Origin of the sequence: Defluviimonas salinarum (genome assembly GCF_026013545.1) — a bacterium.
Classification (GTDB): Bacteria; Pseudomonadota; Alphaproteobacteria; order Rhodobacterales; family Rhodobacteraceae; genus Albidovulum; species Albidovulum salinarum.
Genome location: NZ_JAPDOG010000039.1, coordinates 1 through 26,519, shown reverse-complemented (window position 1 = coordinate 26,519; position 26,519 = coordinate 1). Strand labels below are relative to the sequence as shown.

The following is a 26,519-nucleotide window of genomic DNA, read 5'->3' as shown; positions in this document are numbered from 1 at the left end:
GCGACGATGGAGCGGCTATCATCGCCGGAGCCGCGTCGAAACGAAGATGCATTGTCTGAAGCTTCTGGGCCACCGGCTCATCGCGCGGGATTTCGACCGCCAGGTCGCTGAGCTACAGGTCCGCATCGCCGTCCTGAATGGCTACACCGCCCTCGGCATACCCGTCACAAAGGTCGCAGGATAAGTCCGTTCAGGGATAGGGGAAGCTCGGCCATCCGTTGATTTGCGCAACAAAGTTGCGGGATAGCCGAACGGCTGATACGGGCGCATTGCGACACCAGCCGTCATTAGCGGGGCGGGGAAACTGACATGCGTGCGGCGTCAGCGAACATCGCGGACGGACTGCCACAAATCAGCGCCCGTCCCCGATTGCGGCTTCGATCCCCGGACTTCCAGCCGGATGGGCCTGCGCGAGCGAGAGGACCGGGGTCACGCAGGCGTCGCTCGCTTCGAAGAGTGCCACCCAATGGCTTAGCTCCCGTTCCAGGAAGCGCCGCTGAAGACCGAGGCGCGCCTCGGGCCACCGGTCCTTTGTCCTCATGAGCCCGATCAGCTCAGGCCAGTCGAGCCCTTCCGCAATGACGGCGATGAATTTCGGCTCGAGCGCGCCCACCGCGATCCAGCCGCCATCCGCCGTCCGGTAGGTGTCATAGGTCGGCATCGAACCATTCAGCGTGCCGCGCCAGCTTTCCTCGGAGTGTCCGGCAAGCAGGGTCGCCGCCGAGATGTCGGCCATAAGGTAGCGGATGCCGTCGGTCATGGAGAGGTCGATGTGCCGGCCCTCTCTCGTCCGTTCCCGGGTGAGGAGCGCGGCGAGTATCGCCGCGACGGCCATGGTTCCGCCGGCGGCATAGTCTCCGATCAGGTTCTGCGGCACGACGGGCTTGCCCCCGCCGTCGCGGATCAGCGACAGCGCGCCCGAGAGCGCGAGATAGTTGATGTCATGCCCGGCGCGGGCGGCGTGCGGAGCCGTGCGGCCATAGCCGGTGATCTCGCACAGAACGAGGCGCGGGTTGGCGGCGCGAAGCGCCTCCCAGCCAAGGCCGAGCGCGTCGAGCTTGCCGGGGCGCATCTCGCTGATCAGCACGTCCGAAATTTTCGCGAGGTCGAGAAGGGCGGCCCGACCCGGATCCGACTTCAGGTCGAGCGCACAGCACGTCTTCCCAACGGAAAGGGCATCATTCGGGCCGCCGCGCGCTGAAAGCATCGGGTCGTCTTCCGCGCCGGCATAGGCCGGGGCGGCCTGCGCCGGGTTCGTGACGCAGGTCACCTCTGCACCAAGATCGGCGAGCATCTTCGAGGCGAAGGGGCCCGGCGCGTTGACCGAGAGGTCGATCACCCGGATCCCGGCGAGCGGGGCGTTCATGCGCCGTCTCCTCCATCGACGATCGTGATTTCGTCGCCCTGCCGTGAAATCGCGAGATGTGAGAAGGCAGCGTCCGCGGCCGCGCCGTGCCAGTGCGGGTGCCCGGCGGGGATCACGGCGACATCCCCAGGCTCCATGAGATGTTCACCTTCGGCGTCGGCGACGATGCCTTTGCCCGAGGTGGCGATCAGGATCTGGTCGACCCGGTGTGCATGCAGGCGGTTGCGCGCTCCGGGGGCGAAATTGACCATGTAGATGTCGAGATCGGCGCTATCCGGCCGGGCGGCGAGGCATTCGAAGTCGATATGCCCGCCGAAATAGAGCGCGCCTTTGGCCACTTCCTTCGGGACGGTATTCGCCTTGACGATCTTCATGCGGTATCACCTCCGATAGCCGGCGATCCGGGTGCCGGACGCCTTTTCGTATTCGCGGACAATCTCCCAGAGATCGCCGGAAGTCTCGCTGTCCGCGGTCAGGAGCACATGCAGGGCGGTCATCAGGTCGGTTCGGGCCGACATGGTAGCCGCCGAAGCCCGGGCGAGCGCCATGTCCTTCAGCGCTAGGTTTCGCGCGAAGCCCCAGTGCCCTTCGGCCGCCGTGCCGACCGTGTCGCGCAGCATGGCATTGTCGCCCCACGATCCGGCGAGGGTCGCGAGCATCGTCTCGGTCTCCAGACCCGCCGCAAGCCCGAAGGTGAGCGCCTCGGCGGCAAGCGCGGTGTGGGCGATCCCGAGAAAGTTCACGACAAGCTTCAGGGCGCAGCCGCTGCCGGCCGCGCCGGCATGGATTACCTGCGCTCCCATGGCCATGAGGACCGGATGCGCACGGTCCATGACGTCAGGCGTGGCGCCGACCATGAACTTGAGCGTGGAGTCTCGGGCCCCTGCCACGCCGCCAGTGACCGGGGCATCGGCGAAATCGGCACCGCGCGCTCGCGCCGCATCGGCGATCCCGCGGGCAAGGGCGGGGTCGCTGGTGCTGGTGTCGATCCAGAGACAGCCGGGCGCCATGGTCTCGATCAGGCCGGATGGGCCGAAGGCGATGTCCTCGACCTCTTTCGGTCCCGGCAGCGAGGTCAGGATCAGGCTCGACTCCCTTGCCACGGCGGCGGAATCGCTCGCGGCCGTGGCGCCTGCGTGCGCCAGTTCCCGGATGCGATTGGCGTCGAGGTCGTGAGCGAGCAGTCGGCCCGCTTGCTTGAGCAGGTTTCCCGCCATCGGGCCGCCCATGTTCCCGAGGCCGATGAAGCCGAACCGCTCGCCAGCCGAGCAGGTCATGTTGCGGCCATTTCCGCGACGGGGGCACCGAGGATCTCCTCGTTGACCTCGACGCCGAGGCCCGGGCCGCAATCGTCGGGCAGGCGCACCTCGCCGTTTGTCACTGGCAGCGGGCTCCTCACCATCGGCAGATCGACGCTCACGAAGTCGTAAAGGCCGAAGTTGAGATTCCGCGGCAGCGTATGCCCCATATGGGTGACGCAGGCGAGGAGGATTCCGGTGCCGTAGTAGTCCTCGATCCGGACCGGCACGCCCGTCACCTTCGCCAGCCCCATCACCTGGCGTGTCGCCTCGATCCCGCCGACGCAGGAGGTCTTGAGCGAGGCTACGTCGAGCACCTGTTCCTGCACCGCCTGCAGGAACCGCTGCGGGCCGTCGATGACCTCGTCGAGCATGATCCGGCAGCCGGTGCGCCGTGCGACGGTGCGGCATTCCTCGTAGCTCTCGCACGGATTCTCGATCATCGGGTTAAGGTCTCGGACCGCAGAGATCACCCGGATCGCGTCGTCGACAAGCCAGGCGCGGTTCGGGTCGTACCAGATCCGTTCGTGCGGCAGCGCCATCTCCTCGACCATGCGGATGGTGGTGATGTCTTCGTGCGGCTCGCCCGCCCCGACCTTGATCTGGAAGCGCGAATAGCCCTTGGCGCGTTCGGTCTCGAAGGCGGCGAGCGTCTCCTCCCGGCTGCCGATGCGGATGACCGAGAGCACCGGCAGGCTCTCGGCGACGCGCCCGCCCCAGAGGTCGACCAAAGGCAGGCCATGCGCCTTGGCGCAGAGATCCCAGAGCGCCATTTCAAGCGCCGTCTTGGCGTTGCCGTGGCCGCGCAAGGCCGCCGCGATGCCGGCAAGGATCGCCGCCACCTGGCGCGGATCGCGGCCGAGAACCACCGGCGCGACGTGGCGGATGCCCTCGCGGGCGCCCGCCGAAAGTTCCGGCAGATAGTAGGGCGGGGCCGAGCAAACCTCGCCCCAGCCGACGAGGCCGGTACTTGTTTCGATCTTGACGACGAGAACGTCGAGCGCCGGGTCGATCGACTGGCTCGCGACATAGCGGGTGAGTTCCATGCCGACGTCGATCGGCACCGAGAAAAGCGTGATCCTGTCGATGCGCATGGCTTACCTCCGCTTGAGCGCGATGCCTTGCCCGGCCTGTTCGGGCATTTCGAGCCCGGCATGGGCGCGGTGTATCAAATTCAGCCGTTCACCGACGAACGGACGCCATCTTTCCGGTCGCCGTTCCCTGAGGTTGAAGCCGAGGCTCTTCACCTCGTTCGTCGCGGCGAGGACGTTGCCCTCGGTCTTGAAGACCCGGTGAAACAGCACGTAGCGCTTGTCGTCGAATCCGAGAAACTGTGTCTCGACATGGATCGGCGTCCCGAGTGCCAGCTCGTCGATGTAGTGGACGTGGTTCTCGACGATGACGTATTCGTGGCTCGCCCGCGCCTCTATCGTGCCCTCGGGGTGGTTGATCCAGTTCCAGAAGGCCCAGTTGGCGTGGTCGCAGATGGTCAGGTAGTGGGCGATATTCACATGATCGAAGGAGTCGATCCATTCGGGCCGGACCTTGCTGCGAAAGAGGATCAGCGGCGCGGCGATCTCGCCGGTCCAGGGCAACGGCGGATCATAGACTTCCTTGGCCAAGGCATCATCCTTTCAGTGTCGGGAGCGTTTCGGAAAACCGGCCGGCAACCACGCGCGCACGGCTGGCGTCCTGTTGATCGGCATCGCGGCCATCGAGTTCGTCGATCCGCAAGCCCTCGTGAGCGTAGATCGGAGAGCCCGCCTCCAGTATGCCGCGCAGCCGTGCGGCGAGCGCGCGTTTCTTGCGGACCTGGTGGGGCTGCAAATCGTCGAACTCTCGCGGCGCAATCGCCTCGCCACGAACAAGCAACCCGGCAGAGACGGCCTCTTCGAAGAGCGCCTCACCACATTCCGTTCTGGTGATGATCCCATTGAAACCGGCATCCTCGCCGACGGGGTTCGCGCCCGGCCAGGTATCGGCGGCGGCGATGTCGGCCGCCTCGCCATTCGCGTCGGGGCAAATCTTGCAGCGGCTCTGGATGCGCCAGCCCGCCTCGTCTGCCCAAAGATCGCCGTAGGTGCATTGCCAGGCCCGCCCGTCCTTCACCTCGACGCGCGTTGCGCCCGGATTGCCATAACCCCGATACCGGAACAGCGTGACGTCGCTTTCAGCCACGCCGCAGTCATCGAGCAGGGCTTGCGATTTTCCGAGATCGGACGCTCCGCCACAAACCATGACCAATATGCAGACGAGATTGCGCGCGAGATCGGCATCGTTCTTGGCACGGCTCCGCACGGCACCCGCATCACAGGGCTTGGCGATCACCGCAAACGGCTCGTTCCGATCGACCGCGACCTGCAGACCGGCGAGCGTATCCGAAGGGCCATACCGCGACCCGGCGCGCGCGATCACCTGGTCAACGGTATCGCTGATGCACCAGCGGGTGCGCATCGGTGCCTCCGGGTCGGCTTCACAATGCAGGATGAAATTCGCGCGGCCACTTCTCAGCAGATGCACGCCGAGGGCGGTCAGCAATCCGCCCGAGGCGGCGCGGAAGCGGATATCCGCGTCAGCGGCCCAGGTTCGCTCCATCCGATGATGCCGTCCCCAGATCATGTCATCGCAGGGGGTGTCTTCCGAATGGGCGCGCGCGACGGCCCCCGGACAGGCCGCGAGGATCTCGAGGCCGGCTTCCGGATCGCTGCTGCGGGCGGCGGGCCGAAGCCGCCCTTCCGGCGTATAGGTCATTGCCCAGCGCTCGGGCGCCAGAGCCTCGCACAGGCCGCACCCGATGCACAGGCCGCTTTCGACGACCTGAGCAATCGTTGTCGGATGGCGCGAATGCACTCCCCCAGTCTGCATCATCAGCGTCCCTTCCAGTTTGGGGCGCGTTTTCCGGCGAGCGCCGCCATGCCCTCGGCGGCGTCCTCGGAGGCGTAGACGCGCCGGTAGGTGGGCAGATCGGCCTCGCGCATGATCCGGTAGGCGTCGCGCTCGCTCGCGCCTTCCGTGGCGCGGTCGATTTCCTTGATCGCCTGCAGTGACAGCGGCGCGCAGGCGGCCACGCGTTCGGCCAGGTCGCGCGCGGCGTCCATCAGGGCGGCTCCCGGCACGACCTCGTTGACGAGGCCCCAGTTGGCAAGCTCCGCCGCGCTCGCGCGCCGTCCGGTCATCATCATCTCCATCGCGATCGCACGTGGCAAACGGCGCGGTAGCCGGATCACCCCGCCCGCATCGGCGATGAGCCCGATCGTGGCCTCGGTCAGTGCGAATTCAGCGTGCTCGGCCGCCACGATCATGTCGGCCGCCAGCGCCAGTTCGAACCCGCCGCCCAGCGCCATGCCGTTCACCGCGGCGATGACCGGTTTCTTGAGATTCCAGTATTCGGTGAGGCCGGCGAAGCCGCCGATCCCCTGGTCGGCATCGGGCGGCTCGCCCTCGGCGGCGGCCTTCAGATCCCAGCCGGCCGAGAAGAACCGCTCGCCGCCGCCGGTTACGATGGCGACCGAAAGGCCGTCGTCCTCGGCAAGTTGCCGGAACGCATCGCCCATCGCCTTCGAGGTGGCGGCGTTGATCGCGTTGGCCCTGGGCCGGTCGAGGGTGATTTCGAGGATGCGCCCTTGGCGCGCGATCTTCACATCTGTCATGGTCATGCTCCCAGGGGCCGGAGGAGTTGCCGGCTGATGATATGGCGCTGGATTTCGGACGTGCCCTCCCAGATCCGTTCCACTCTTGCGTCGCGGTAGATGCGTTCCAACGGCAGGTCCGACATCACCCCCATGCCGCCACAGGTCTGGATCGCCTGATCCGCGACGCGGCCCAGCATCTCGGAGCACCAGACCTTGGCCATGGCACAGTCCTCGGCGACGGTCGGAGCATTCCGGTCGACCTTCCAGGCGGTGTTTATCAGGAGAAGGTCGCCCAGCCGGATGTCGGTCGCCATGTCCGCGAGCGGAAACGATATCCCCTGGAACTTGCCGATCACCTCGCCGAACTGCTTTCGCGTCGCGGCATAGTCGAGCGCCACCTCGAAGGCGCGTTCGGCGCGAGCCTGACACACGGCGGCGACGGTCAGCCGCCCCGGCCCGAGCCAGTCGCTCACCACCTTGAAGCCCTCGCCCTCGCCGCCCACCATCTGCCAGTCACCGACCCGGACATCGTCGAACCGCAGAATGTTGTTGTAATAGCCGCGATGTCCCATGTGGTCGTAGCCATTCGCCACCTCCACGCCGGCCGCGTCGAGATCGACGAGGAAGCAGGAGATACGCTTGCGCGGGCCCTTCGGTGTCTCGTCCTCGCCGGTCGCGGCAAAGAGGATCACGAAATCCGAGATCTCTGCGTTCGAGATGAAGTGCTTGGTGCCGTTGATCACCCAGTCGCCGCCGTCGCGGACGGCGCGGGTCTTCATCCCCTTGAGGTCCGACCCCGCCTCGGGCTCGGTCATCGCCACGCATTCGCGCTTTTCCCCGCGCATCACGGGTTGAAGGAAATGCGCGATCTGCTCGCCCTCGCAGGCGGCGAGGATGTTGTTCGGGCGCCGCACGCATTCCGCCAGGGCCAGCGAGGCGCGGCTCAAACCCTTCTCGACCAGCGTGAACGACACGCAGTCGAGCCCCGCGCCGCCGACGCTTTCGGGCATGTTGCAGGCGTGGAGCCCGAGCTCCATGCCCTTGCGGCGGATCTCAAGTTCAAGGTCGCGCGGCAGTTCGTTGGTCTTTTCGAGGATCTCTTCGTGCGGGATCAGCTCGTGCTCGCAGAATTCCCGCACCGTGTCCGACAGCAGCCGCTGCTCCTCTGTCAGCGCGAAGTCCATCAGTCGAGCCCCTCGTAGCGGGCATTGGCGTGATCGAGCGCGGCGCGGAGCCCCTTCTCCGTCGTCATCTTCGAGAACTCGGCATATTCCGGCACCGGCTGCGCGCCCATGATCGCCACCTGTTCGAGGTAATAGTCGGTCGCGGTCCGCAAGCCCTGCATCTCGTAGACCCGGTTGAGATACATCTTGTGCATCCGCTGCATCTCCCGCGGCAGCCGCGCCATCAGCGTGGCCTTCTTCCGCGTCGCCTCGGCCAGCGCCTCGGGCGCCACGACCTCGGTGACGAGGCCCATTTCCTTCGCCTCGGCGGCGGACAACTCGCGCCCCGTCAGCAGGAGGTCCTTCGCGGTCTTCATGTTGACGAGCCAGGGCAGGAACATGCAGTGCCCCGAGACGCCGTAGCGGACCTCGTTGTAGCCGAGCCGCGTGTCCTCGGTGACGATGGTCACGTCGCAGAAGAGCGACAGTTCGAACCCCTTGCCGATGGCATATCTGTGGACGCTGGCGATGACCGGCTTGGTGACGCGCCAAGGCGTGGTGAACTCGTCGAACTGGTGCATGTAGTGCGCCCGGTACTCATAGATCGAGCTTCGGTCCTCGGCAGCGTCCTCGTCGAGGTCATGACCGGCGCAGAAGCCGCGCCCGGCGCCGCGGATCACGATGACGTTCACGTCCTCGTCCCGGTCGGCGCGCAGGAGGCCGGCCTGAAGCTCGGCGATCAGCCGCAGGTTCATTGCGTTCAGCTTTTCCGGCCGGTTCAGCGTCAGCCAGCAGACGTGTTCGTCGTCCACCTCGTAGATCAGGTGCTGGTAGTCTGTGGTCTCGGGCGTGATGCCGTGCATTTTCGTCCTCCTTCCCGCGTCAGGCGACGCGTTCCTTCCGTTCCGCCAGTTTCAGGACCGCATCCACGGCGAGCGCGCCCTTGCGCCCGACGAGGATCGGGTTGACCTCGATCTCCTCCGCGCCCTCGGCCAGGGCGAATGCCGCCAGCGCCTCGAGCGCGTCGAGAGCCGCCTCCCGGTCGCCCGCCGGCCGCCCGCGCCAGCCCTTCAGGCGCTCGGCAACCTTCAGCCGGTCGAGCGCGCGGGCGATCTCGGCCCGCTCGAAGGGGGCTGCCAGAAGCGTGCTGTCGTTCCAAAGCTCCGCCTCGATGCCGCCGCCCGCGATCATCATCACCGGGCCGACCGACGGGTCATGCGTGACCGAGGCCATCACCTCGGCCACGATATCCGGTGCCATCGCCTCGACCAGCACAGCGTTCAAGCGAATGTCCGGGACGTGCCGCGCCATCTCGGCCCGCATCGCTTCGACGGCCTCGCGAACCGCCCCGGCAGAGGCGAGACCGATGCGGACCGCCCCCGCCTCGGTCTTGTGCAGGAGCCGCGCATCGAGCGCCTTCAGGGCGACCGGAAAGCCGATCTCCGCCGCCGCCTCCGCGGCCCTTTCGGGCTGGGTCACGCGCGACGCCGGAACCGCGACCCCGGCGGCAGAGAGCATCGCCTTGGCGGCCGCCTCGTCATGGCGCGCGCCGGGTTCTGGCGCGGCCACCGGCACCTCGGCCAGCCGCTCCGGCCCCGCCGCCAGCAGGGTCTCGCGCCGCTCGCGCCACCAGACGGCGTGACCGAGCGCCCGGATACATTCGTCGAGCCCCTGCATCGCGGCAAGGCCAAGGCTCTGCGTGTGGTCGCGCGCGTCTGCCGGGAAGCAATCCACCATCGGCGCGATCTGCAAGGCCGCCACGTCGCGCCCCCGGCAGGCCGCGCCAAGCGCCTCGACCTGCGCAGCATATTCGCTGACATCCCACATGCCGTCGCGCGGATAGTTCTGCACCATCAGCGCGAGGTCGTAACCCTCCTCGAGCAGCGCGGAATAGATCGCGGTCTGCCGCTCCGTATCGTTCCAGGCGGCCATGGTCACGTCCTGCGGATTGCAGGGCGTGGCGATCGACGGCAGGAGGTCGCGCAGACGCGCTGCCCGCTCTCCGGTCGGCTGCGGCAGGTCGAAACCGCCAGCGCTCAGATGGTCGGCAAGCATCACCCCCAGAACACCCGAGACCGAGGCGACGAGCGCCCGCCGCCCCTTCGGGATCTGGCCGGAATCGATCAGCTTCAGCGTCTCGAAGAATTCCGATTCCGAGGCGGTCGAGATGATGCCCAGCCGGTCGAACAGCGCCTCCCAGGCCGCGCCCGCGCCAGTCATCGAGGCGGTGTGCGAGGCCGCCGCCCGCGAGCCCGCTTCGGTCCGGCCAAACTTGATCGCGACGATGGGTTTGCCGAGCTTCAGCGCCTTCACCGCCGCCCGGCGCAGCCCCGCGATGTCGCGCAGACCCTCGAACGAAAGCCCCACCGCGGTCACGCGCGGGTCGTCGAGCAGGTAGTCCGCGCAGGCCTCCAGCCCCGTCACCGCCTGGTTGCCGCCGCCGACCATGTGGGTGATCGCGAGCCCGCGGTCGGAAAAGACGGCATCGCAAAGAAGCCCGCCGCCCTGGCTGACGATGGCAACACCCTTCGGGACAGAATGCACACCGAACTGGTCCATCATCGCCGCCATCGGATCGACGAAGTTCACGAGCCCCACCGAATTCGGCCCGAGCACCGCCATGTCCCCGGCCGCCGCCACGAGCCGCGCCTGAAGGTCGCCGCCCTCGGTTCCGGTCTCGGCGAACCCGGCCGCGTTGCAGACCGCGGCACGGCAGCCCATCTTTCTGAGCGCCGCGATGGCCTCGATCGCCGCTTCCCTGCGGATCGCGACGAAGGCGAGGTCCGGCACCTCCGGCAGATCCTCGATGCTCGGGACGCAGGGATAGCCCTGCAAGGTCTCGTATTTCGGATTGACGACCCAGGTCGGTCCTTCAAAACCAAGATCCCGGTGGTATTTCAGCGCCGGGTTGAGGTTGCTGCCGCCGATGAAGGCGACCGATTTCGGTCGGAAGAGCGGCTCGAGTCGGTGTGCCATGGACGATCCCGATCAGATTCTGCTTGATCCGAGCGTAGCGGTTGGCAGAAATCCGGGGATGACTTCAACGAACGAAAAACTGACCTGATCGAACATGAAGACGATCACTATCGTTATCGGCGAGGGCTTCCCGCTCCTGTCGCTCTCGCTCGTCACCGAGCCTCTGCGAGTGGCCAACCGCGAGTGCCCCAAGCCAGTCTTCCGCTGGCGCGTCCTCAGCGTGGACGGCCAGACGCCGCGCTCCTCCTCGGGGCGTGCGCTCGAGATCGACGGGCCCTTGGACGAGGCGCCGACCGACGCCGTGATCCTGCTCGCCTCCTATGCACCCGACCGGATGAAGTCCGATGCCCTCCTCGGCTGGCTCCGGCGCCGCTCTCGCACCGGCAGCCTCATGGGCTGCGTCGATACCGGGGCGCTTCTCTTCGCGGAGGCCGGACTTCTGAACCGGCGCCCGGCCGCCGTCCATCACGAAGCCATCGTCGGGTTCCGCGAAAGCCGCGGCGAGGCGTATTTCGTCGACCGCCTGTTCGATCTGGACGGCGACCGATGTTCCAGCGCGGGCGGGGTGGTCACCATCGACATGACCCTGGCATTGATCGCGCATTACGAAGGGCCGCGCCTCGCGAGGCGCGTGGCCGAGATCTTGAACTACCGTCCTCTGGACTCGAGCCGTGCAGATGGTTCTTTCGGTTTCGACTGGTCCGTTCCTCGGCTCGACCGTACGCTCGCAAAGGTGATCGAGATGATGCTCGCGAACATGGAAAACCCGCTTGCCATCGGCGACATTGCCAGCCGATTGGAACAGCCCGAATGGAAGCTCCGGCGGCTCTTCCTCCGCCATCTCGGTCAGCCGCCGCAGGCCTATTATCTCGAACTCCGGCTCGACCGGGCACGCAACCTGCTCCGCAACTCGCACGAAAGGATCGGCGGCATCGCCCTGATGTGCGGATTCCCGGCTCCCGAGAGCCTGAGCCGCGCCTATCGGCAAAGATTTGGCGTCGCGCCAAGCGAGGACAGGGAACTGTAGCGGTAGCGCAGTAAGCATCCGCCGGGAGCCGTGGTCAGGCAGCCTTGACCTGGGGCGTTGCGGCGTTCCATTCCCAAGGCAGCAGCTTGTGTAGGCGTGAGACCGCCAAGTCGGAGATGCGGGCGATGACATCGGCGAGCCAGGTCTGGGGGTCGATGCCGTTCAGTTTCGCGGAGCCGATCAGGGAATACATGAAGGCCGCCCGGTGACCGCCGCGCTCGGAACCGGCGAAGAGCCAGCTCTTTCTGTCGAGGGCCACGCCGCGCAGCGATCTTTCGGCGCAGTTGTTCGAGAGGCAGACCCTGCCGTCCTCCAGGAAGCGTGTGAAGCCCGGCCACCGGTCCGATGACAGCAGGTAGTCGATCGCCTTGGCCACCTTGGCGTGTTTCGACAGAAGCGCCCGCTCGGAGCGCAACCAGCGTTCCAGATCCTCGACCAGCGGCGCCGACAGGCGCTGTCGAGCGGCGAGACGGGCAGCGGAATCCTGGCCACTGATCTCACGCTCGATGTGGAACAAGGCATCGATGCGATTCACCGCCTCGAAGGCGATCGGCGAGATCTCCTTGGCGGATTTGCCCCTGCGGATGTTGCATTCGATGTCGGCCGGCTCGAAGAACTTGCGGCGGCTGTGGCTCCAGCACAGCGCGGAGGTGACCGGCCCGGGCTTGCGCTTCGGATCGTAGAGCTGGTTGTAGCCCGCATAGGCGTCGGTCTGGAGAATGCCCCGCCAGTCCTTGAGGTGTTCGGCCGGATGCTCGCCGCCGCGATCGCGGGAGAAGCGGAAGATCACTGCCGGCGGCGCGATACCGGCGAAAGGGCGATCGTCGCGGACATAGGTCCAAAGCCGGGCGGTCTTCGTTCCACCTCGGGCCAGCAGCGGCACCGTCGTGTCATCGCCATGCAGCCGCTCGGCGGCCAGCACATGCGCCTCGATCAGCCTGTGCAGCGGCTTCAGCGTCTGGGTCACCGCGCCGAGCTGGTCGGCCAGTGTCGAGAGGCTGAGTTCCACACATTCCCGGGCATAACGCTCGGCCTGGCGGTTCAAGGGCTGGTGCTGGCCAAACTTCTCGAAGGCGATCATGGCCAGCAGGTTCGGACCCGCCCAGCCGCGCGGAGTCGGATGGAACGGAGCCGGCGGCTGGCTGATCTTCTCGCAGTCCCGGCAGGTGAACTTCTCGCGGACCGTCTGGATCACCTTCCACCGCCGGGGGATCACCTCGAGCGTCTCGGTGATGTCTTCTCCCATCTTCACGATATGGGACGAACCGCAGCAGCTGCAGTTCGTAGGGGCCTCGGGCCGCCGGCTCGCGCGCGTCGACGACCTCTACCGGATCACCGGACTTGAACGCTCGGCAGAGCCCGATCTCTCTACTGTTGCAACCGTGCATTCGGGTCGGCCCGGCATTTCGGCCGAACACGCCCCGGTGGATCTCCTGCGGATCGTCACGGGGCAGGAGGCTCAGGGCCGCGACACGATGGTCCCGCGGGTACCGAAAGCGCTGGCATCGGCACCGTCGGGCGTGAACTATCTGGTGACCGCCATTGCGGCTGACGGCGCGCCGGTCTTGTCGGGCACGATTCATGTGCCGGGCTCCGAACGCGGCGCGCGCATCCTCGACATGCGCTAGCTGTGAAGTCTCGGGAAGCCGTTCACCCGGGCCGGGCTGAGGCTGCAATCGCCAAACTCCACCTCGACCAGGTCACTCCCCTTATGCAAGCGGTTCGCGGCCTTCTTCGATCAAGACCGGTGCCGACCTCTATCCGGCGTCGCCAGTCGATGCTGGCGACTATCGCGCCGCGCTGCCGAGCGGTCCGTAACGAGACCAAATTACCGACATGTGCATCAGCCGGGCAACGCCCCCATTCGTGAAGGGCGCAATCGCGCGATACGGCTGACCCGATGCCGCACCGGAGCGGCCTTCGCCTTGCTCCCCGGTAAGGACGGAGAGCATGGCGGGAGCGTGCGGCCTGATCTTCCATCCATAGGCGGGCGCGCAGAGCGACCCGCATCCGCTCAATCGTGGTTACGCCCTGCGCCGCGCTGTGGACGCCCCCCGTGCCAATCGCCCGCGCAAACCGTCTGCGTTCGGTCCTGGCAAGGTTTTCCCGGTTTTTTGGCAGAGATGACCGCCCGTTTGGCAGATTTATGCCCGAATCCACAGTTGTGGAACCCACCAATTAATGACCATTGGGCTCTGGATATCCATTGATTTATATAGATAATTTATGACCCCTGACCCACTTCGGCGGTACGTTTGTCCATTCTGCACACTTCAAATGACCATCGAAAGTTGGCAACAAAAATGCCGCCCGAGGGCGGCATCCTGGTTCCTGGTATCGTATCGCCAGCCTGGCGGTCAGGCGAACGCGTAGTACACCTCTTCCGACAAGCCGGGCGGCGGAGATTCGAGCACGCGCTTTATCTCCTCGGGATCGACCAGGATCGCTCCGAAACCCGTCTGCCCGGCAAGGCGAACGACCCGGTGAAGATGCCCCGCGAAGAGAAGTTCGAGGATCACCTTGAGCCTGGCTCGCGCCCGCTCCGCCGAATTCGACAGGCAAGCAAGACCCTCGGGTGCTTCCGCCACCGACGGGATCTTGTCCTTCAGGAAGGTCTGGACTTTCTGGATGCTGCGGCCGTCGATTGCCTTTCCAACCTTGCTTTTCAACCCATCATGATCGTGGATACGGGTCAGGATTTCGAGCTCGATCAAAGCCGCGACCAGCGGTCGAGAGGCATTCAGGATGTCTGGCACCTGCGACGCCGGCACCGCATGCTTAGCCGCATCGATAAGGCCTCTTGCCCGGTCGTAATCCACGATGATGCGCTCGACGGCGTCGCCTTCATCCTGATGGGGCAACAGACCGGCAGCCCGCAAAACGTTGCGCAAGGTTTTCGGATGGATACCTTCCGTTCTGGCGATAGAGCGTACGCTGCTCAAGCGCGGCCGCACGACCGGCTCGCCGAGCAATTTCCGCCCGGTGACCAACGGCACATTCTGGGCGATTACATCGCGCAGAATGACACGGATCGGCCCGGGATCCTTTGACAGCCGGCTGGCAGAGAGCCAGCTGTAGAGCATCCCGAAAGCCTTCCGCGCACCGGGGCGCCCTTCACGCGTTACGTTCTTGCTCAGCGCGCCACGCAGGAAGTCCGCCATCGCGCGGGATCCTTCGGAAATCAACGGCCAAGCTGCCTGCCCCGCCTGATCCCACATGTCCTGGGTCATGTCTGCGGCTTTCCGCCCCGGTCCAAAGGCGATCAAGCCACCCAGCATTTCGGCGGCGCGGGTCGCTTGGTCGATGTCCTGACCATCCAGCCATTCCGGTCCCCTGTTTCCTTCAAGACGAGCCTCGACATAGATCTGCAGGGGCGAAGGCGGGCGCGGCGGACTAACCGACGGCACCATGATTTCCGCTTCGATCAGCGCTCGCATGGCCTGCAATTCATGCAGCCCATCGTCCCATTTCCGCGTCCGGAGATCGCGCAGAAGCACGCCATGCACCGAGCAGGTGCGCACCGGTGCCAGACGCCATGCCAGCCGGTGACGTGATGCAGCGTCAGGATAGCGCTGTCCTGCCTGATCGTCCGCGAGGCAGGACGGGCAAATGCGGGTCCATGCTCCGGTCGTGAACTCGGCTGCGAACTCCAGGTCACGCAGTCTGAAGCGGCGATCGCCGATGGCGGTGATCGTGTTGCGAAGGACGGGTTCAGGATCCTGACCCGCCTTGTCACAAAGGCGCATCACAGCGTCGGGCAGGCCGCGCGCGAGGTCGGCCGCGGAGATCTGCAGGTCATTGAGGAACGGGACCAGGCGGCCACCCGTGTGGAAGGCCGCCTGACGTGCTGCCCATGACAGCGGGGTTTCATCGGCGATGAAGGGGATGAGCGGGAAGAGCGTAGCCATGATGATCACACCTTGCGCTTGCGGGCAGGACGACGCGGCTCATCTCCGTCCTCGGCATCGGGATCGATGAGCCAGTATTTCTCGACGTGGAAGACATTGTCCGCAGCCGTACAGGCCTCGTTCATCGCATAGGCCGCCGCGAAGTGACCGATCTCAAGGTAGGAAGATCCGCGTTCGATCGCGAACTCCATGGCCTGAAGCAAGAGTTCGACCGCCCGCCCGAACCGGTAACGGGCCGCGTGAAAAAGCCGGCCCACAAGATCGGCCTCCACCGGTTCCTTGAGGCTGACGCGCTGGCAGTACTGGGCCATGATTTCCCTGAAGTTGGCTCCGTCGACCTCCTCGACCAGATCAGGAAGCACCATGGCGGTGAAGCGACGCTTGACCTGGGGATCCGTGCGGATCACCTGAGCGAGCTCTTCGGTTCCAGACAGGATGACGCCCACGGCGCCGTCACCCTGCATGAGCGATTTAAGGGCACGCAGAATCAGCTTGCGGTCCGCGCAGAAGAGATCCTGCGCCTCGTCGATCCACACGATCGAAGTCTCCAGGAGCTGGAGCCGATAGCGGAAGTCCTGCCACAGCGACCAGGCCTCTTTGCGTGGATTGGGGTCGGGGTAACCCGTCTCCTTGATAAGGGCGAGCGTCATGCTCTTGAAGGTCGCGGGGCTCGGCACGGGGCAATTGATGTAGCGGCGGCGGCCATGCCCCCCCGCCGCCAGGACCGGGATCCTGGAAAGGGTCCGGTCCATCAGATGGGATTTTCCACTTCCGGGACCACCCACCAGCATGACGCCGCGGGTCTCCCCGAACTTGGTGAAGTGCTTCGCAGTCGGCGCAAGGTTGCCGCCTGCGTCCTGGGTCAGAAGGCGCTTGACGTGGGATGCCGCCTCGATATCCCGATCAGAGCCGATGTGCAGGTTGCGGAGGATTTCGAGCGATTGTGTGCGGGTTTCATTATCAAGCATGATCAGTCCTCCTCGATGGTGATGGTCGGTTTCCTGGTGGCTTTGGCCTTGGAGGTCGACGTGGCCTTCGCCCCGACGCCCCCTGCCATCGGCTCGCCGGTAAGGTCTTCAACCGTCGGGATGTCGTGCCCGAGCTGGCCGGCCGCCTTGGTCGGCGCCTTGCGCTCGTAGAACTCGATCCCGGCCAGAAGCTCCCTTTCCTCCCTCTCAAAGCGTTCATCGGACCAGTCTTCGAGGTTCAGTTTCGCCTTTCCCATGGCGGCCTGATTTCGCGCTGCGATCGCCTTGATCGCCTCGCGAACGGCGATGTTGTCGAGGCGGTTCGACTTCGGGGAGGAATCCCGCACCTGCCTCACACCGGTCAGCCAGGTCTGCGCCGACACGCCGCCGAGGGTGGCGTCCAGCGAGGAGACCTCATACCAGTCCTTGTCCAGCCTCACCGAGATCGCGCCGATGTCCTTCGGATGCCAGCGCACGTCGACCTTCTTGGGCGCCTTGCGGCGCATGACGGCCTGCAGCGCGTCGGACTGGTAGCGCACGCCCAGAATGGAGATGCCCGTCTTGTCGAGCCGATACTCACGCTGCTGACCGAAACAAAGCCGCATCATTTCCGAGTCGGGCGGCGGAGTGACACCGTGGTGCTTGCTAAGGCGACGCCAGGCCTTGACCGGCGTCTCGCCACCGAGGCCACGGTGTGGCGTGTTGTGATAGATATCGACCACCCAGCGCAGCAGGGCGAACGTGAAGTCGTCGAGCGTCAATGCCGCGCGCTTCTCCGGGTCCGCATCGCCTTTTTCCATGATGCTCGAGAAGGTGTGGCCCGACAGGCGAGGCGCGAAATCGGTCGAGAAAGTCCTGAGGACACGCTCGATCGTGCCGCGGTTCTCCGGGACCCCGTTCATCGCCATTTCCCACATGATGCCGAGATCCTCGGCGGCCGTCCGGAAGCGCAGCGATTTGAAGGCCGGCCCACCGTCGAAGACGATCAACTCGGGAGTGCCATGCATGTCCCAGGGCGTCAGGGCACCAACGGCATCGGCCCAGGCGCCTTTGTTGGTGGTGATCATCTGGAGAACTTGAACGGCAGCCTCGGCGTTCGGCTTGCGGCTCAACACCAGGCCGACGATGCAGCGGGTCGCGCAGCAGATGGCGGCGGTCAGCGTCCAGCGGTCTTTCCGCTTCACCTTGGGCTTGTCTTTCGGAGCCGTTTTCTCGTCTCCGTCGATGTAGAGACCGATCGAACGCTTCTCATCATCGGTAAGCATTCCGTAGATTTCGGTGCTCTCCAGAAGTGTCGCCACATCAACGGTCCATTCGTCGATTTCGACCCGCTCCAGAGGACGCGTCACCGAAATACCGTTCAGAACAGGGCGGAACTTCTTCCGCGCTGCCGCTTCGCCATTGCGGGCAAGCTCCACCTGGTAGGGATCCAGATCGCGAACCAGGCGGCGCACCGTTTCCCGGCTGGGGATGTTGAACGGCGTCAGGCCTTTCTTGGCACGCTCCTCATTGCGCTCGATGAACGCGATCTGCACGTCTTCATGGATCTGCTTGATCGTCGGTCGGTCCCGCGACAGGTATCCCCGGACCTTCGATCTCATCAGCGCAACAGCCTCCGGCGAGTACTGTGCCCGCCGGTTTCCACGCTGGGCCATTGCGTCCAGATGTCCGACGAGGCCAAACTCATCGCGTTCGGCCAACCATCGGCGCAAGGTGCGAGGGCTCGGAGGCTTGCCGAGGTTTTCGGACTTGAGAACCTTCATCTTCCCCGCAGGCATGCGGTCGGAGGCAAGCGCCATGACGCGGCCGACCAGCAGCTGGGTATTCGCCGCAATCGACGTATCCGTTAAGCCCATCAGCTTCTCGTGATGAAGCTCCAAGGCGGCCTGGCAATAGGCATCCTTCTTTGTCAGGCGGCGCATCGGTCGGCCAATGAGCGCGGAGGTCGAGACATGTGATTTCAGCTGGCGCTTGCGTGCCGCCTCGCGGTCGAAGTAGTCGCGCTCCACGCGGATCCGGCCGAGGCTCCCAAGGCGGGCCAGGTCGGCGTGCGAGAACTGGGCGGACAGTGCGGTGGTGTCATCCCGGGTGAAGACGACGCCGACTTCGGTCTCCACATGAACGCGGTAGGGGATGCCCTCGACCGTCACACGGTCCGCTTTGCCAAAGGCGTAGCGCGCATTCTCGAAGCTGAAGGAGAGATCCATTTTTAAGTCCTTTCGTTGGGTATGGGGCAGCGAGAGGCTGCAAGGGTGGACGCAATGGCCGTAAGCGGCATCGCGGGAGCAGAGAGTCTGGAAGGAAGCGTTCAGGTGTCGGAGTGATCTGTCTGGCCCTGCGGGCGGCGGACCGGCGATGGGAGGGCAGGCGCGCTGCCGCCCTGAAGTCTGGGCTTGGCACTGGAACCGATGGTGGCAGTTAAGGCTCGTTGAAAGCACTTCGCCTGAAGCGCGCTACCGCAGTCCACGAGCACCACTGCCGGTGCTGCGAACATTTTCCATTCGACCTTGGACATGATCTTCCCTTTGATAGGCATGAGTTGGCTGAGCCCAAGCGGGGACCGCCTAGGATTTCGGGGGTTGGAGTTTGGTGGGATCAGGAACGGTGCCGGCGTGACTTGGATTTCCGGACGACGCCGGCACCGGAGGATCAGTTTTGGAACGCGCGTCCCGGTCCGGCTGCCGCGGTGGTCGGCGATTTCCGGGCTCCCTGCATCACCGAGTGGAGGTCGACGATAATGTCGGGCACCTTGTCGATCACACGCACGAACCCGACCGGATCAGGCTTTTCGCAGCTCAGAAGGCTCTTCTCAAACAGCAGGGAAACTTCGGAAAAGAACCTTTCCACACTGCAGGTTTTGGCAGAGCGATTTCCTTTCTCGATTGCCGCGTCGAGAACCTCGGGAAACATCCCAGTGTTGCGTTCTGCGGTCGCATCCCTCGCGGCCGATTCCTGCAGCCGTGCAAGCATGCCTTCCATGATCAAACCTCCTTCGCCTTGAACACCATGGACCGGTAAGTGATGCGCTCGTAGTGGACCATCCGCAGATGACCGGACCGGATCAGCCGAATGATCGCGCGAAACCCCATCCCGTCGAGGCCGATCCTGGCCACGAGGTCCTCGATCGTCACGACGCCGACAGTGCCGCGCACGACACCCTGAGCGACAGGATCCCCAAAGGGATCAGGCCGGCGCACCGAGTGAAACAGCTTCGCGTTGAACAGCTCGACCGGACAGACATCGTCGTCGGAAAACAGGCGGAAGTCGTCGAGGAAGCCCCTTTCGATCGCCTGTTGCTTGATGCGCGACAGCTTCAGCAGGTAGCGCTGGCTGACACGCTCCATCGGCCGAACGGCGTATCCGATGACCTTGCCGTCCTTCCGGATCACGACGAAGTCGATGTAGTGATCGTGAAACTCGCCGAACTCATCGAACCACTCGAAGAGGACCTGTTCCCGGACTTCAAGAGTGTCCGGGCGGGCGACCATGAGCAGGACGGCATTGCCCTCAAGGTGGCTTTCTAGGCCAGTACGAACGCCGGGCCCGTCGCCAAAGACGCCGCATCCGGTGAAGTGTTTCGTCGAGGCAACCTGTGTGTCGCGGTCACCAGTGCTTTCCTCGGGCAAGCGAATGCCGCCCTTCTTGAAGTGATAAGACATGATTTCTCCTGCCCCGGCCGCGCTGCGGACGCCGGGTTATGTTGCTTTATTTTTGCGAAGCCGGTTCTTTTCCCGCGGGCACGAGCGTGCCAACAGCGGGTTGCTGCAAAGGAACCGAGTTCGCATTGGTGGGGGATGGCGGCCTTGGAAAGGCCGGTCTTAGCTGCTGCTAAGTGTCTTTGGGCGCTCCACTTCGTTCAGGTTGCGGTGTTCCAATCAACGGCCAGAAACGCTCGTGCCTTGTGGAAACCCAACCGGACGAAGCTTGATCAACCGCGTATTCGAGAAGCGCCCCTAGACGCAGTTGTCAGCAGCTGTCCATGCCCAGGTTTTCGGGGGCGGCGGAGGTTTTCGCAACACGGATTCAGGCCCATTTGGCATGCGAATCCGATCATATCGCCATGATATGCTTTGGCGTCGAATTGGGAAAAACCGAGGGTCGTTTCGTTGTTCGTGTACGCGGACATTTCTCACCTGCCAGAAAAAGATCTGAGGGCTTCGGATTTCTTGTTGATAATCCCGTGGAAAACCGTGGGGAAATCATGTGGATTGATTGAGGACGCCTATCAGGGCCGCGCATCGGGTTCACGATGACGCGTTGATTCGGCTTGGAATCCGACGAAGAACCGAGTGCCGATTGCTCATCGTCAGTCTGATTCTATTTCTCCAGCACCGGCCAGCGCGGACAACTTTCGGAAAAGCGCATCCGACATCATGACGCGACGCTCCCACACGGGTTTTTTGATCCTACCCGGCTCAAGTCCGAAAAAGACCTTGAGGTCGCCGGCGTCTGACTGATGCGAGAACACCGCATGGGGTCCGTTCGTGCTGATCTCGACCGACACCTTGGTATTGGCAAAACCACCTGCGCGATCTTCGAAGCCAGCGTCGAGCCAAAGCCCGCAGAAGTCTCCGAAAGTCGGGGCAAGCTCCAAGCCGGGCACGGGCAGTCTGCTCAGTAGGGCAAGCAGCTTACTCCTGAGGATTCCATTCGACACCTCCCACCGGAGGTTGTCATCCTTCCAGAGCTCGCCGTAGACCAGCTCGAGTTCCGTCAGCCTGGAAATGAACTCAGGGGCATCCTTGGTCTCGATCCCCGCGGCCAGAGCCAGGTTGAGATGGAAGACATCCTTGCCTGTCATGGCAGCCGCGGCGCGCCCACGCCCGCCAGGGCTGCGCAGGCCGGCCTGCGCCAGCGCACGTGCCATCGCGTCAACCATGTTGGGGTTGAGGCCGAAGATAGCGGCCGATGCCCTGACCATTTCGCCTTTCGTCGCCATGACCGGCACCCTTCGAGAAGTCTTGTAGGCGTACTGATAGCAGCGGCCAAAACACGCGTCAAGTTTACGGTAAAACTTTTTCCGAATAATCATCACCTGATGTACGCTACCGCTCAGCAAGCTTCGTAGTTCATCCTGAACAACGCGATCAGGCGGCCTGAGGAGCGCAGTTTCGCAGTTTCGAGCCGCTGACGGCGGTCAGGACCGCGGCGATCAGGACGGCGAGCAAAGCCCTGAGATGGGCGAGGATCATGCGAATGTTGTGACCGCTGCCGCAGAGAACCGCGAAGATAGCGTCGCCGATGGTTCCTTTCAGGGGGCAGCGAGCGAGACGGCCGTCAGTTTTCATGTGTCCGATCTCCGCTTCGATGGCGCTGCGGCGTCGGAGGTCGGCAATCAGTTTTGGCGTCAGGCTGCGCCGGGTGCCGCTGATCAGGACGCGGGTCGCCGCCACGCCGTGGCCGCGATAACCGCGGTCGACGACGGCCAGGCCGGGGCGCTGGTCGGTCAGGATCTCCACCTGTTCCAGCGCCGGGGCCAGGGTATGGCCATCATAGGGATTGCCAGGAAAGCTGCGCATGCCCACCACGAAGCCCTCGTCCAGCGTCGTTGCCACGCTGACCTTGCAACCGAACTCGTAGCGCACCCGGGCCTTGCCCTTGGAGATGCAATCGACCTCCAGCTCGTGCAGGGCATAGATCTTGTCGCTGCCCTTGGGCTGCTGGTGCAGCAGCCGGGATACCAGCGCAAGTTTGGCAACGATCCGGTCCCGCAGCGTGCCCTCTGGGATGTCGTCGAGGTGGCGGCGCAGATCGCGCATGACCCGACCGGCATAGCCTTTCAGCTTTTTTCAATGCCTTGCGCATGCGCTTGAACTGCTTCGCATGGGCGTAGCGGCCGACCTGCAGCGCCAGCCGCGGAGCAAGGCGGGCATAGGATTGCCGCAGCTCCACCCCTGCGCCTCGCGCCAGAGCCACCAACTGATCCCGCGCACGCTCACAGAGCCGGGCGTCGGTGGGGTGGGCGATGGCCTTTTCCATCACGGTCGTATCGACGGCCACACGCTTCACGCTGTCCTCGTCGATGGCGCCGGATTTCTGCCCGGCCCGGATCGTCTGGGTCAGCAGCCATTCCACCCCTTCCTCATCAATTCGATTCCGCCACCGCGCCAGCGAGGAGGGGTCGATCGACCGGCAATGCTGAAAGAATATCTCGCCCGTGAAGTGCTGGTAGTGGAGTTTTCCACCCAGCGCGCGACCACGGCCTCGTCCGCGAGCCGATAACCCCGGACATTCGGTTAAGAGACCTTACGGCGACGATCTCGCGACGGCGAGTTTCGGCTGGGCCCAAATCTGAACCGAACTTCCCTCACGCAATCCATGGCGATGCGCCGGCTCAGCGGCGACCTTACACCTACTCCCGGAACGCCTTCGCGAAGTAATCCGTGAAGGGCTTGGTCAGGTAGGAGAGCGGCGTCCGGTCCTCGGTTTTAATGAAGGTCTCGACCGGCATGCCCGGCACGAGGGCCTGGCCGCCGAGCCGGTCGAGTTCGCCCTCGTCCGGCAGGATCTCGGCCCGGTAGAAACTGAAGCCCGTGCGCTCGTCGGTGAAGGCGTCGGCCGAGAGGTTCACGACATGGCCCGCGAGCTCCGGGGTCTGGCGCTGGTTGAAGGCCGGAAAGCGCAGCGTCGCCGCCTGGCCGGCATGGACCTGGTCGATATGGAGCGCATCGACGCGGGCCGCGACGAGGAGCGGGGCGTCCTGCGGCACCACATACATCATCGGCGCCGCGGGCTGGATCACCGACTTCAGCGCGAAGACCTGGCTGCCGTAGACCGTGCCGGCGACCGGTGCGCGGACGTCGAGACGCGAGAGCCGCTCTCGCAGGGACAGGCGGCGCTCGGCATGCTCAATCTCCCGGAATTGCAGGTCGCGGAGCTCGGTGATCGCTTCCTCTCTACGTTCAGCCTCAAGTTGCAATCGCTCGATACTGATCCCGGAGATGTGTCCTTTGAGCCGCGCAACCTCTGCCTGGAGCCGCCCAACATCGCCGATGAGCTGCGCCTCCTCACGCTCGATCGCTGTGACGCGGCTTGCCTGAGTCAGGCCGCGGGCGAAGAGCGACTGCTGGTCGGCAAGCTCCTCGCCGACCAGCTCGAGCTGGCGCCGCAGGGCGGCGAGCTGGGCCTCGGTTCCGGCGATCTGGCTTCTCGATTGCGCGGCCTGCTCCGCAAGCCCCTCGACCTGCTTATCCAGCGTCTCGCGGCGGACGAGGAAGAGCTGCCGCTGGTCCGCGATGAGGGCCGCGACCGCAGCTTCGTCTCCGATCGTGGTGGCGAGATCTGCGGGAACGGCGAGGTCCGCGGCGCCGTCGCGTTCCGCCTCGAGCCGCACCTTGCGGGCGAGAAGCTCGAAGAGCTGGCCCTCGACGATGGCGAGCTCCGAGGCGAGGAGGGTGCCGTCGAAGCGCAGGAGCGTCTCGCCCGCGGCGACATGGTCGCCGTCGCGGGCGAGGATCGCGCCGACGACGCCGCCCTCGGGATGCTGCACCACCTGGCGGTTCGAGGTGACCTCGATCACACCCGAGGAGACGACCGCGCCGGCGAGCCGGGTATGGGTGCTCCAGAACCCGAGCCCGCCGACGAGAAGGGCGAGCGCGGCAAGGCCGGCGACGGTGGGCAGGGTCGCGCGCAACGCCGGGCGCAGCGGGGCGGAGGTGGAGATCCCGGTCATGCGCCGACCTTTCCGATGTTCCGATTGATCGCCTCGGCATTCTGCACCATCGAGCGCAGCACCTCGTCGCGCGGGCCGAGCTTCGCCACCATGCCGTTCTCGATCACCATGAGCGCGTCGCATTCCGAGATTGCCATCGGCCGGTGGGTCATGATGATCACCGCCTTGCCGCGCGACTTGCCGTCGCGGACCGCGAGGTTGAGCGCCTCGGTCCCCTCGGCGTCGAGCGCCGAGTTGGGCTCGTCGAGGATGATCAGGGCCGGATCGTCGTAGAAGGCCCGCGCCAGCGCGATCCGCTGCCGCTGGCCGCCCGAGAGCTGGCAGTCACCGCCCTCGATCACGGTGTCGTAGCCCTTGGGCAGCGACAGCGCGACATCATGTGCGCGAGCCTTCCGCGCCGCCTCGATGACCATTGCCGGGTCGGCCTCGACCGCCATCCGGGCGATGTTATCGGCCACGGTGCCAGCAAAGAGCGTCACCTCCTGCGGCAGGTAGCCGACATGGGTTCCGAGATCGGCCGGGTCGTACTGGTCGAGCGCCGCACCGCCGAGCCGGATCTCGCCGGCGGCGGGCGGCCAGATCCCTAGAAGCGCCCGCGCCAGCGTCGACTTGCCGGAGCCGCTCTTGCCGATCACCCCGAGCGCCTGGCCGGGCTCGAGCCGGAAGCTGACATTGCGGAGCGTCGGCGCCCTGGCGCCCGGGGGCACGACCGTCAGGCCCTGGACCGCGAGCACCGCCTCAGGGGCCGGCAGCTGTATGCGCCTTGGTTCGGGCGGGATCTCGGCGAGGAACCGGCCGAGCGACAGCCAGGCGGCGCGGGCGCGCTGCACCAGGGGCCACTGGCCGATCGCCTGCTCGATCGGCGCGAGCGCCCGGCCGAGCAGGATCGTGCCCGCGATCATGGCGCCGCCGGTCACCTCGCCCTTCAGCACATACCAGGCGCCCGCCGCAAGCATGGCCGATTGCAGGAAGAGCCGCAGAGCCTTCGTCAGCGCCGAGAAGCTGCCGGTCCAGTCGCTCGCGGCGATGCTCTCGTCGAGCGCCTCGTCGCGCTGCCGGGTCCAGCGCGCCGTCATCGCCGGCGCCATGCCCTGGGCGCGGACGATCTCGCCGGCCTGGCGCGCGCTTTCGGCGAACTTCTGGGCCAGGGCGGCGGAGGCCTGGGCGCCGGTCACCTTCCGGGCGGTCAGCGCTTGGTTGGCGAGCGTGACGGCGATGAGCACGGCGCCGCCCGCCATCGCGAGCCAGCCGAGCATCGGGTGCAGGACGAAAATCGCCGCGAGAAAGAGCGGCGTCCAGGGCAGGTCCATGAGCGCGAGGAGAACCGGCGAGGCGGAGAGCACTTGCACCGCTTCGAGATCGCGGGGCGCGGAGGCCGGCTGCGACCGGGCCAGGGGATGGAGCGCCTGCCGCAGCGTCGCCTCGAAGACGCGGGTATCGAGGCCGGCCTGCAGCCGCGCGCCGAACCGTGCCATCAGCCGGCCGCGGGCGAAATCGAGGAGCGCCATCAGCGCGTAGAGAAAGCCCACGAGGAGGAAGAGCGCGACCAGCGTCTCCTCCGAGCGCGAGCCGAGAACCCGGTCGTAGACTTGGAGCATAAAGAGCGGCCCCGTCAGCATCAGTACATTCGCAAAGACGCTGAAGAGGAACGACATTGCGAAAAGCGGGAGTGCGCGCCTGCAAACAGCGGCGAGTTCACCAAGCGGCGGTGGCAAGATTGGCTGCATATGGTGTTTCTACCTCAAAAGTTACGTCTCGGCATGCACATCACAATGGATTTCCGGGGCGTATGCTTTTTCAAGCATGGCGCGGCTCGTAACTCGGAGCATATAATGGGCCTGATAAAGAATCTCTAATAAGGAAAACAGTAAACACTTAAACTGATGTTGTGCATGTTGAGAACATTGACCAGGCTCTGTTGCACAAATCTGTTGAGGGTTTCGGCTTTTGAATCCAATGTGGTACCAGCGATGCATGAGCAGACCCACACCCCCAATCTACGAGACCAGGAACTGGCCAGCCTATAACGAATCGCTCAAGCGCCGCGGCTCGCTGACGATCTGGTTCGAACCCACGATGAGTTGGGACGCCGCGCCCACTGGCAAGCGTGGCCGCCAGCCGATCTACAGCGACGCCACGATCCAAACCTGCCTCACAATGAAAGTGCTGTTTGGCATGGCACTGCGGCAAACGACGGAGTTCGTCGAGAGCCTCTTGCAACTGGTCGGGCAGAACTGGAAGGTACCAGACTTCAGCACCCTCCGCCGCCGGCAGAAGACCCTGGCCGTGACCATACCCTATCGTAGTTCGCGAGGACCGCTGCGTCTTCTGATCGACAGCACGGGCATCAAGGCCGAGGGTTGAGGTGAATGGAACGCCCGCATGCACGGTGGCCCCCTAACTTCGACAGCTGATAGTCGTTTTGAGTGCTTTCGGGTGTTTCCAGCCACGTGATTTCAATGGGTTGCGGGGCGTGGGGAGTTCAGTTCGGCGAAGTTGTGTTGTAACA

Annotated in this window: 20 protein-coding genes and 4 pseudogenes; 4 read left to right on the top strand and 20 right to left on the bottom strand. The window is 65.0% G+C overall.

The window, feature by feature from the left end:
- Positions 1–184 (top strand): annotated as a pseudogene (locus tag OM960_RS22805) (IS5/IS1182 family transposase); the annotation flags it as partial.
- 168 nt (positions 185–352) lie between these two features.
- Here OM960_RS22805 and OM960_RS22800 read toward each other — a convergent pair.
- The 10 genes from OM960_RS22800 to OM960_RS22755 are packed head-to-tail and all read right to left on the bottom strand — an operon-like array spanning position 353 to position 10,435.
- Positions 353–1,366 (bottom strand): CaiB/BaiF CoA transferase family protein, encoded by a 1,014-nt coding sequence (locus OM960_RS22800; protein ID WP_263340982.1) that lies wholly within the window; start codon positions 1,364–1,366, stop codon positions 353–355.
- On the bottom strand, positions 1,363–1,740 hold the full coding sequence (locus tag OM960_RS22795) for a cupin domain-containing protein (RefSeq protein WP_263340978.1): 378 nt from the start codon (positions 1,738–1,740) through the stop codon (positions 1,363–1,365). Before OM960_RS22795 ends, OM960_RS22800 begins: the two co-directional genes overlap by 4 nt.
- Before the next feature lie 6 nt (positions 1,741–1,746).
- Positions 1,747–2,643: an NAD(P)-dependent oxidoreductase gene (locus tag OM960_RS22790; RefSeq protein WP_264773587.1), complete on the bottom strand. Its 897-nt coding sequence runs from the start codon at positions 2,641–2,643 to the stop codon at positions 1,747–1,749.
- Entirely contained in the window at positions 2,640–3,758 is a 1,119-nt protein-coding gene (locus OM960_RS22785; RefSeq protein ID WP_264773586.1) for a mandelate racemase/muconate lactonizing enzyme family protein, read from the bottom strand. The genes OM960_RS22790 and OM960_RS22785 overlap by 4 nt, the downstream gene beginning before the upstream one ends.
- 3 nt (positions 3,759–3,761) lie before the next feature.
- Positions 3,762–4,286: a thioesterase family protein gene (locus OM960_RS22780; protein WP_264773585.1), complete on the bottom strand. Its 525-nt coding sequence runs from the start codon at positions 4,284–4,286 to the stop codon at positions 3,762–3,764.
- A 4-nt stretch (positions 4,287–4,290) separates the two neighbouring features.
- Entirely contained in the window at positions 4,291–5,514 is a 1,224-nt protein-coding gene (locus OM960_RS22775; protein WP_264773584.1) for a Coenzyme F420 hydrogenase/dehydrogenase, beta subunit C-terminal domain, read from the bottom strand.
- A 17-nt stretch (positions 5,515–5,531) separates the two neighbouring features.
- Positions 5,532–6,320, bottom strand: coding sequence for an enoyl-CoA hydratase-related protein (locus tag OM960_RS22770; protein WP_263340890.1), 789 nt, complete (start codon positions 6,318–6,320; stop codon positions 5,532–5,534).
- Positions 6,317–7,480, bottom strand: a complete 1,164-nt coding sequence (locus OM960_RS22765; protein WP_264773583.1) for an acyl-CoA dehydrogenase family protein — start codon at positions 7,478–7,480, stop codon at positions 6,317–6,319. The genes OM960_RS22770 and OM960_RS22765 overlap by 4 nt, the downstream gene beginning before the upstream one ends.
- A complete protein-coding gene (locus OM960_RS22760; RefSeq protein WP_263340895.1) occupies positions 7,480–8,322 on the bottom strand; it encodes an enoyl-CoA hydratase/isomerase family protein in 843 nt (280 codons plus the stop codon). Before OM960_RS22760 ends, OM960_RS22765 begins: the two co-directional genes overlap by 1 nt.
- A gap of 19 nt (positions 8,323–8,341) precedes the next feature.
- On the bottom strand, positions 8,342–10,435 hold the full coding sequence (locus OM960_RS22755) for an acetate--CoA ligase family protein (protein ID WP_264773582.1): 2,094 nt from the start codon (positions 10,433–10,435) through the stop codon (positions 8,342–8,344).
- A 94-nt stretch (positions 10,436–10,529) separates the two neighbouring features.
- Here OM960_RS22755 and OM960_RS22750 point away from each other — a divergent pair, with 94 nt between their 5' ends.
- The gene (locus tag OM960_RS22750; RefSeq protein WP_263340899.1) at positions 10,530–11,462 is read left to right on the top strand and encodes a GlxA family transcriptional regulator; all 933 of its coding nucleotides are present in this window, start codon (positions 10,530–10,532) and stop codon (positions 11,460–11,462) included.
- A gap of 34 nt (positions 11,463–11,496) precedes the next feature.
- Here OM960_RS22750 and tnpC read toward each other — a convergent pair.
- Positions 11,497–12,756, bottom strand: a pseudogene (gene tnpC / locus OM960_RS22745) (IS66 family transposase); the annotation flags it as partial.
- Here tnpC and OM960_RS22740 point away from each other — a divergent pair.
- Positions 12,695–13,090 carry a hypothetical protein gene (locus tag OM960_RS22740; RefSeq protein WP_264773581.1) on the top strand — a complete coding sequence of 132 codons (396 nt, stop codon included), beginning with the start codon at positions 12,695–12,697 and terminating at the stop codon, positions 13,088–13,090. The pseudogene tnpC and the gene OM960_RS22740 sit on opposite strands and share 62 nt — an antisense overlap.
- A 729-nt stretch (positions 13,091–13,819) precedes the next feature.
- Here the strand turns inward: OM960_RS22740 and OM960_RS22735 are convergent.
- The 9 genes and pseudogenes from OM960_RS22735 to OM960_RS22695 form a co-directional block, all read right to left on the bottom strand.
- Complete coding sequence (locus tag OM960_RS22735; RefSeq protein ID WP_264773580.1) at positions 13,820–15,370, bottom strand: TniQ family protein; 1,551 nt, start codon at positions 15,368–15,370, stop codon at positions 13,820–13,822.
- A 5-nt stretch (positions 15,371–15,375) separates the two neighbouring features.
- Positions 15,376–16,338 (bottom strand): TniB family NTP-binding protein, encoded by a 963-nt coding sequence (locus tag OM960_RS22730; protein WP_264773579.1) that lies wholly within the window; start codon positions 16,336–16,338, stop codon positions 15,376–15,378.
- Positions 16,339–16,340: 2 nt separating this feature from the next.
- Complete coding sequence (locus tag OM960_RS22725) at positions 16,341–18,545, bottom strand: TnsB C-terminal domain-containing protein (protein ID WP_264773578.1); 2,205 nt, start codon at positions 18,543–18,545, stop codon at positions 16,341–16,343.
- A 442-nt stretch (positions 18,546–18,987) separates the two neighbouring features.
- Positions 18,988–19,317, bottom strand: coding sequence for a hypothetical protein (locus tag OM960_RS22720; protein ID WP_263336978.1), 330 nt, complete (start codon positions 19,315–19,317; stop codon positions 18,988–18,990).
- Between the two features lie 2 nt (positions 19,318–19,319).
- Positions 19,320–19,997 carry a Tn7 transposase TnsA N-terminal domain-containing protein gene (locus OM960_RS22715; protein WP_264773577.1) on the bottom strand — a complete coding sequence of 226 codons (678 nt, stop codon included), beginning with the start codon at positions 19,995–19,997 and terminating at the stop codon, positions 19,320–19,322.
- A 647-nt stretch (positions 19,998–20,644) separates the two neighbouring features.
- Complete coding sequence (locus OM960_RS22710) at positions 20,645–21,277, bottom strand: hypothetical protein (protein ID WP_264773576.1); 633 nt, start codon at positions 21,275–21,277, stop codon at positions 20,645–20,647.
- Between the two features lie 148 nt (positions 21,278–21,425).
- Positions 21,426–22,559, bottom strand: a pseudogene (locus OM960_RS22705) (IS5 family transposase); the annotation flags it as partial.
- 131 nt (positions 22,560–22,690) lie between these two features.
- Positions 22,691–24,010 carry an HlyD family type I secretion periplasmic adaptor subunit gene (locus OM960_RS22700; protein WP_264773575.1) on the bottom strand — a complete coding sequence of 440 codons (1,320 nt, stop codon included), beginning with the start codon at positions 24,008–24,010 and terminating at the stop codon, positions 22,691–22,693.
- Entirely contained in the window at positions 24,007–25,737 is a 1,731-nt protein-coding gene (locus OM960_RS22695; protein WP_432759533.1) for a type I secretion system permease/ATPase, read from the bottom strand. Before OM960_RS22695 ends, OM960_RS22700 begins: the two co-directional genes overlap by 4 nt.
- Positions 25,738–25,984: 247 nt before the next feature.
- Here OM960_RS22695 and OM960_RS22690 point away from each other — a divergent pair.
- Positions 25,985–26,371: pseudogene (locus OM960_RS22690) on the top strand (transposase); the annotation flags it as partial.
- Between the last annotated feature and the right edge of the window lie 148 nt (positions 26,372–26,519).

Coding starts and splice junctions, on each gene's coding strand:
- OM960_RS22800 (WP_263340982.1), bottom strand. CDS start 1,366: ATGAACGCCCCGCTCGCCGGGATCCGGGTGATCGACCTCTCGGTCAAC.
- OM960_RS22795 (WP_263340978.1), bottom strand. CDS start 1,740: ATGAAGATCGTCAAGGCGAATACCGTCCCGAAGGAAGTGGCCAAAGGC.
- OM960_RS22790 (WP_264773587.1), bottom strand. CDS start 2,643: ATGACCTGCTCGGCTGGCGAGCGGTTCGGCTTCATCGGCCTCGGGAAC.
- OM960_RS22785 (WP_264773586.1), bottom strand. CDS start 3,758: ATGCGCATCGACAGGATCACGCTTTTCTCGGTGCCGATCGACGTCGGC.
- OM960_RS22770 (WP_263340890.1), bottom strand. CDS start 6,320: ATGACCATGACAGATGTGAAGATCGCGCGCCAAGGGCGCATCCTCGAA.
- OM960_RS22765 (WP_264773583.1), bottom strand. CDS start 7,480: ATGGACTTCGCGCTGACAGAGGAGCAGCGGCTGCTGTCGGACACGGTG.
- OM960_RS22760 (WP_263340895.1), bottom strand. CDS start 8,322: ATGCACGGCATCACGCCCGAGACCACAGACTACCAGCACCTGATCTAC.
- OM960_RS22755 (WP_264773582.1), bottom strand. CDS start 10,435: ATGGCACACCGACTCGAGCCGCTCTTCCGACCGAAATCGGTCGCCTTC.
- OM960_RS22750 (WP_263340899.1), top strand. CDS start 10,530: ATGAAGACGATCACTATCGTTATCGGCGAGGGCTTCCCGCTCCTGTCG.
- OM960_RS22740 (WP_264773581.1), top strand. CDS start 12,695: ATGTCTTCTCCCATCTTCACGATATGGGACGAACCGCAGCAGCTGCAG.
- OM960_RS22735 (WP_264773580.1), bottom strand. CDS start 15,370: ATGGCTACGCTCTTCCCGCTCATCCCCTTCATCGCCGATGAAACCCCG.
- OM960_RS22730 (WP_264773579.1), bottom strand. CDS start 16,338: ATGCTTGATAATGAAACCCGCACACAATCGCTCGAAATCCTCCGCAAC.
- OM960_RS22725 (WP_264773578.1), bottom strand. CDS start 18,545: ATGGATCTCTCCTTCAGCTTCGAGAATGCGCGCTACGCCTTTGGCAAA.
- OM960_RS22720 (WP_263336978.1), bottom strand. CDS start 19,317: ATGGAAGGCATGCTTGCACGGCTGCAGGAATCGGCCGCGAGGGATGCG.
- OM960_RS22715 (WP_264773577.1), bottom strand. CDS start 19,997: ATGTCTTATCACTTCAAGAAGGGCGGCATTCGCTTGCCCGAGGAAAGC.
- OM960_RS22710 (WP_264773576.1), bottom strand. CDS start 21,277: ATGGCGACGAAAGGCGAAATGGTCAGGGCATCGGCCGCTATCTTCGGC.
- OM960_RS22700 (WP_264773575.1), bottom strand. CDS start 24,010: ATGACCGGGATCTCCACCTCCGCCCCGCTGCGCCCGGCGTTGCGCGCG.
- OM960_RS22695 (WP_432759533.1), bottom strand. CDS start 25,737: ATGCAGCCAATCTTGCCACCGCCGCTTGGTGAACTCGCCGCTGTTTGC.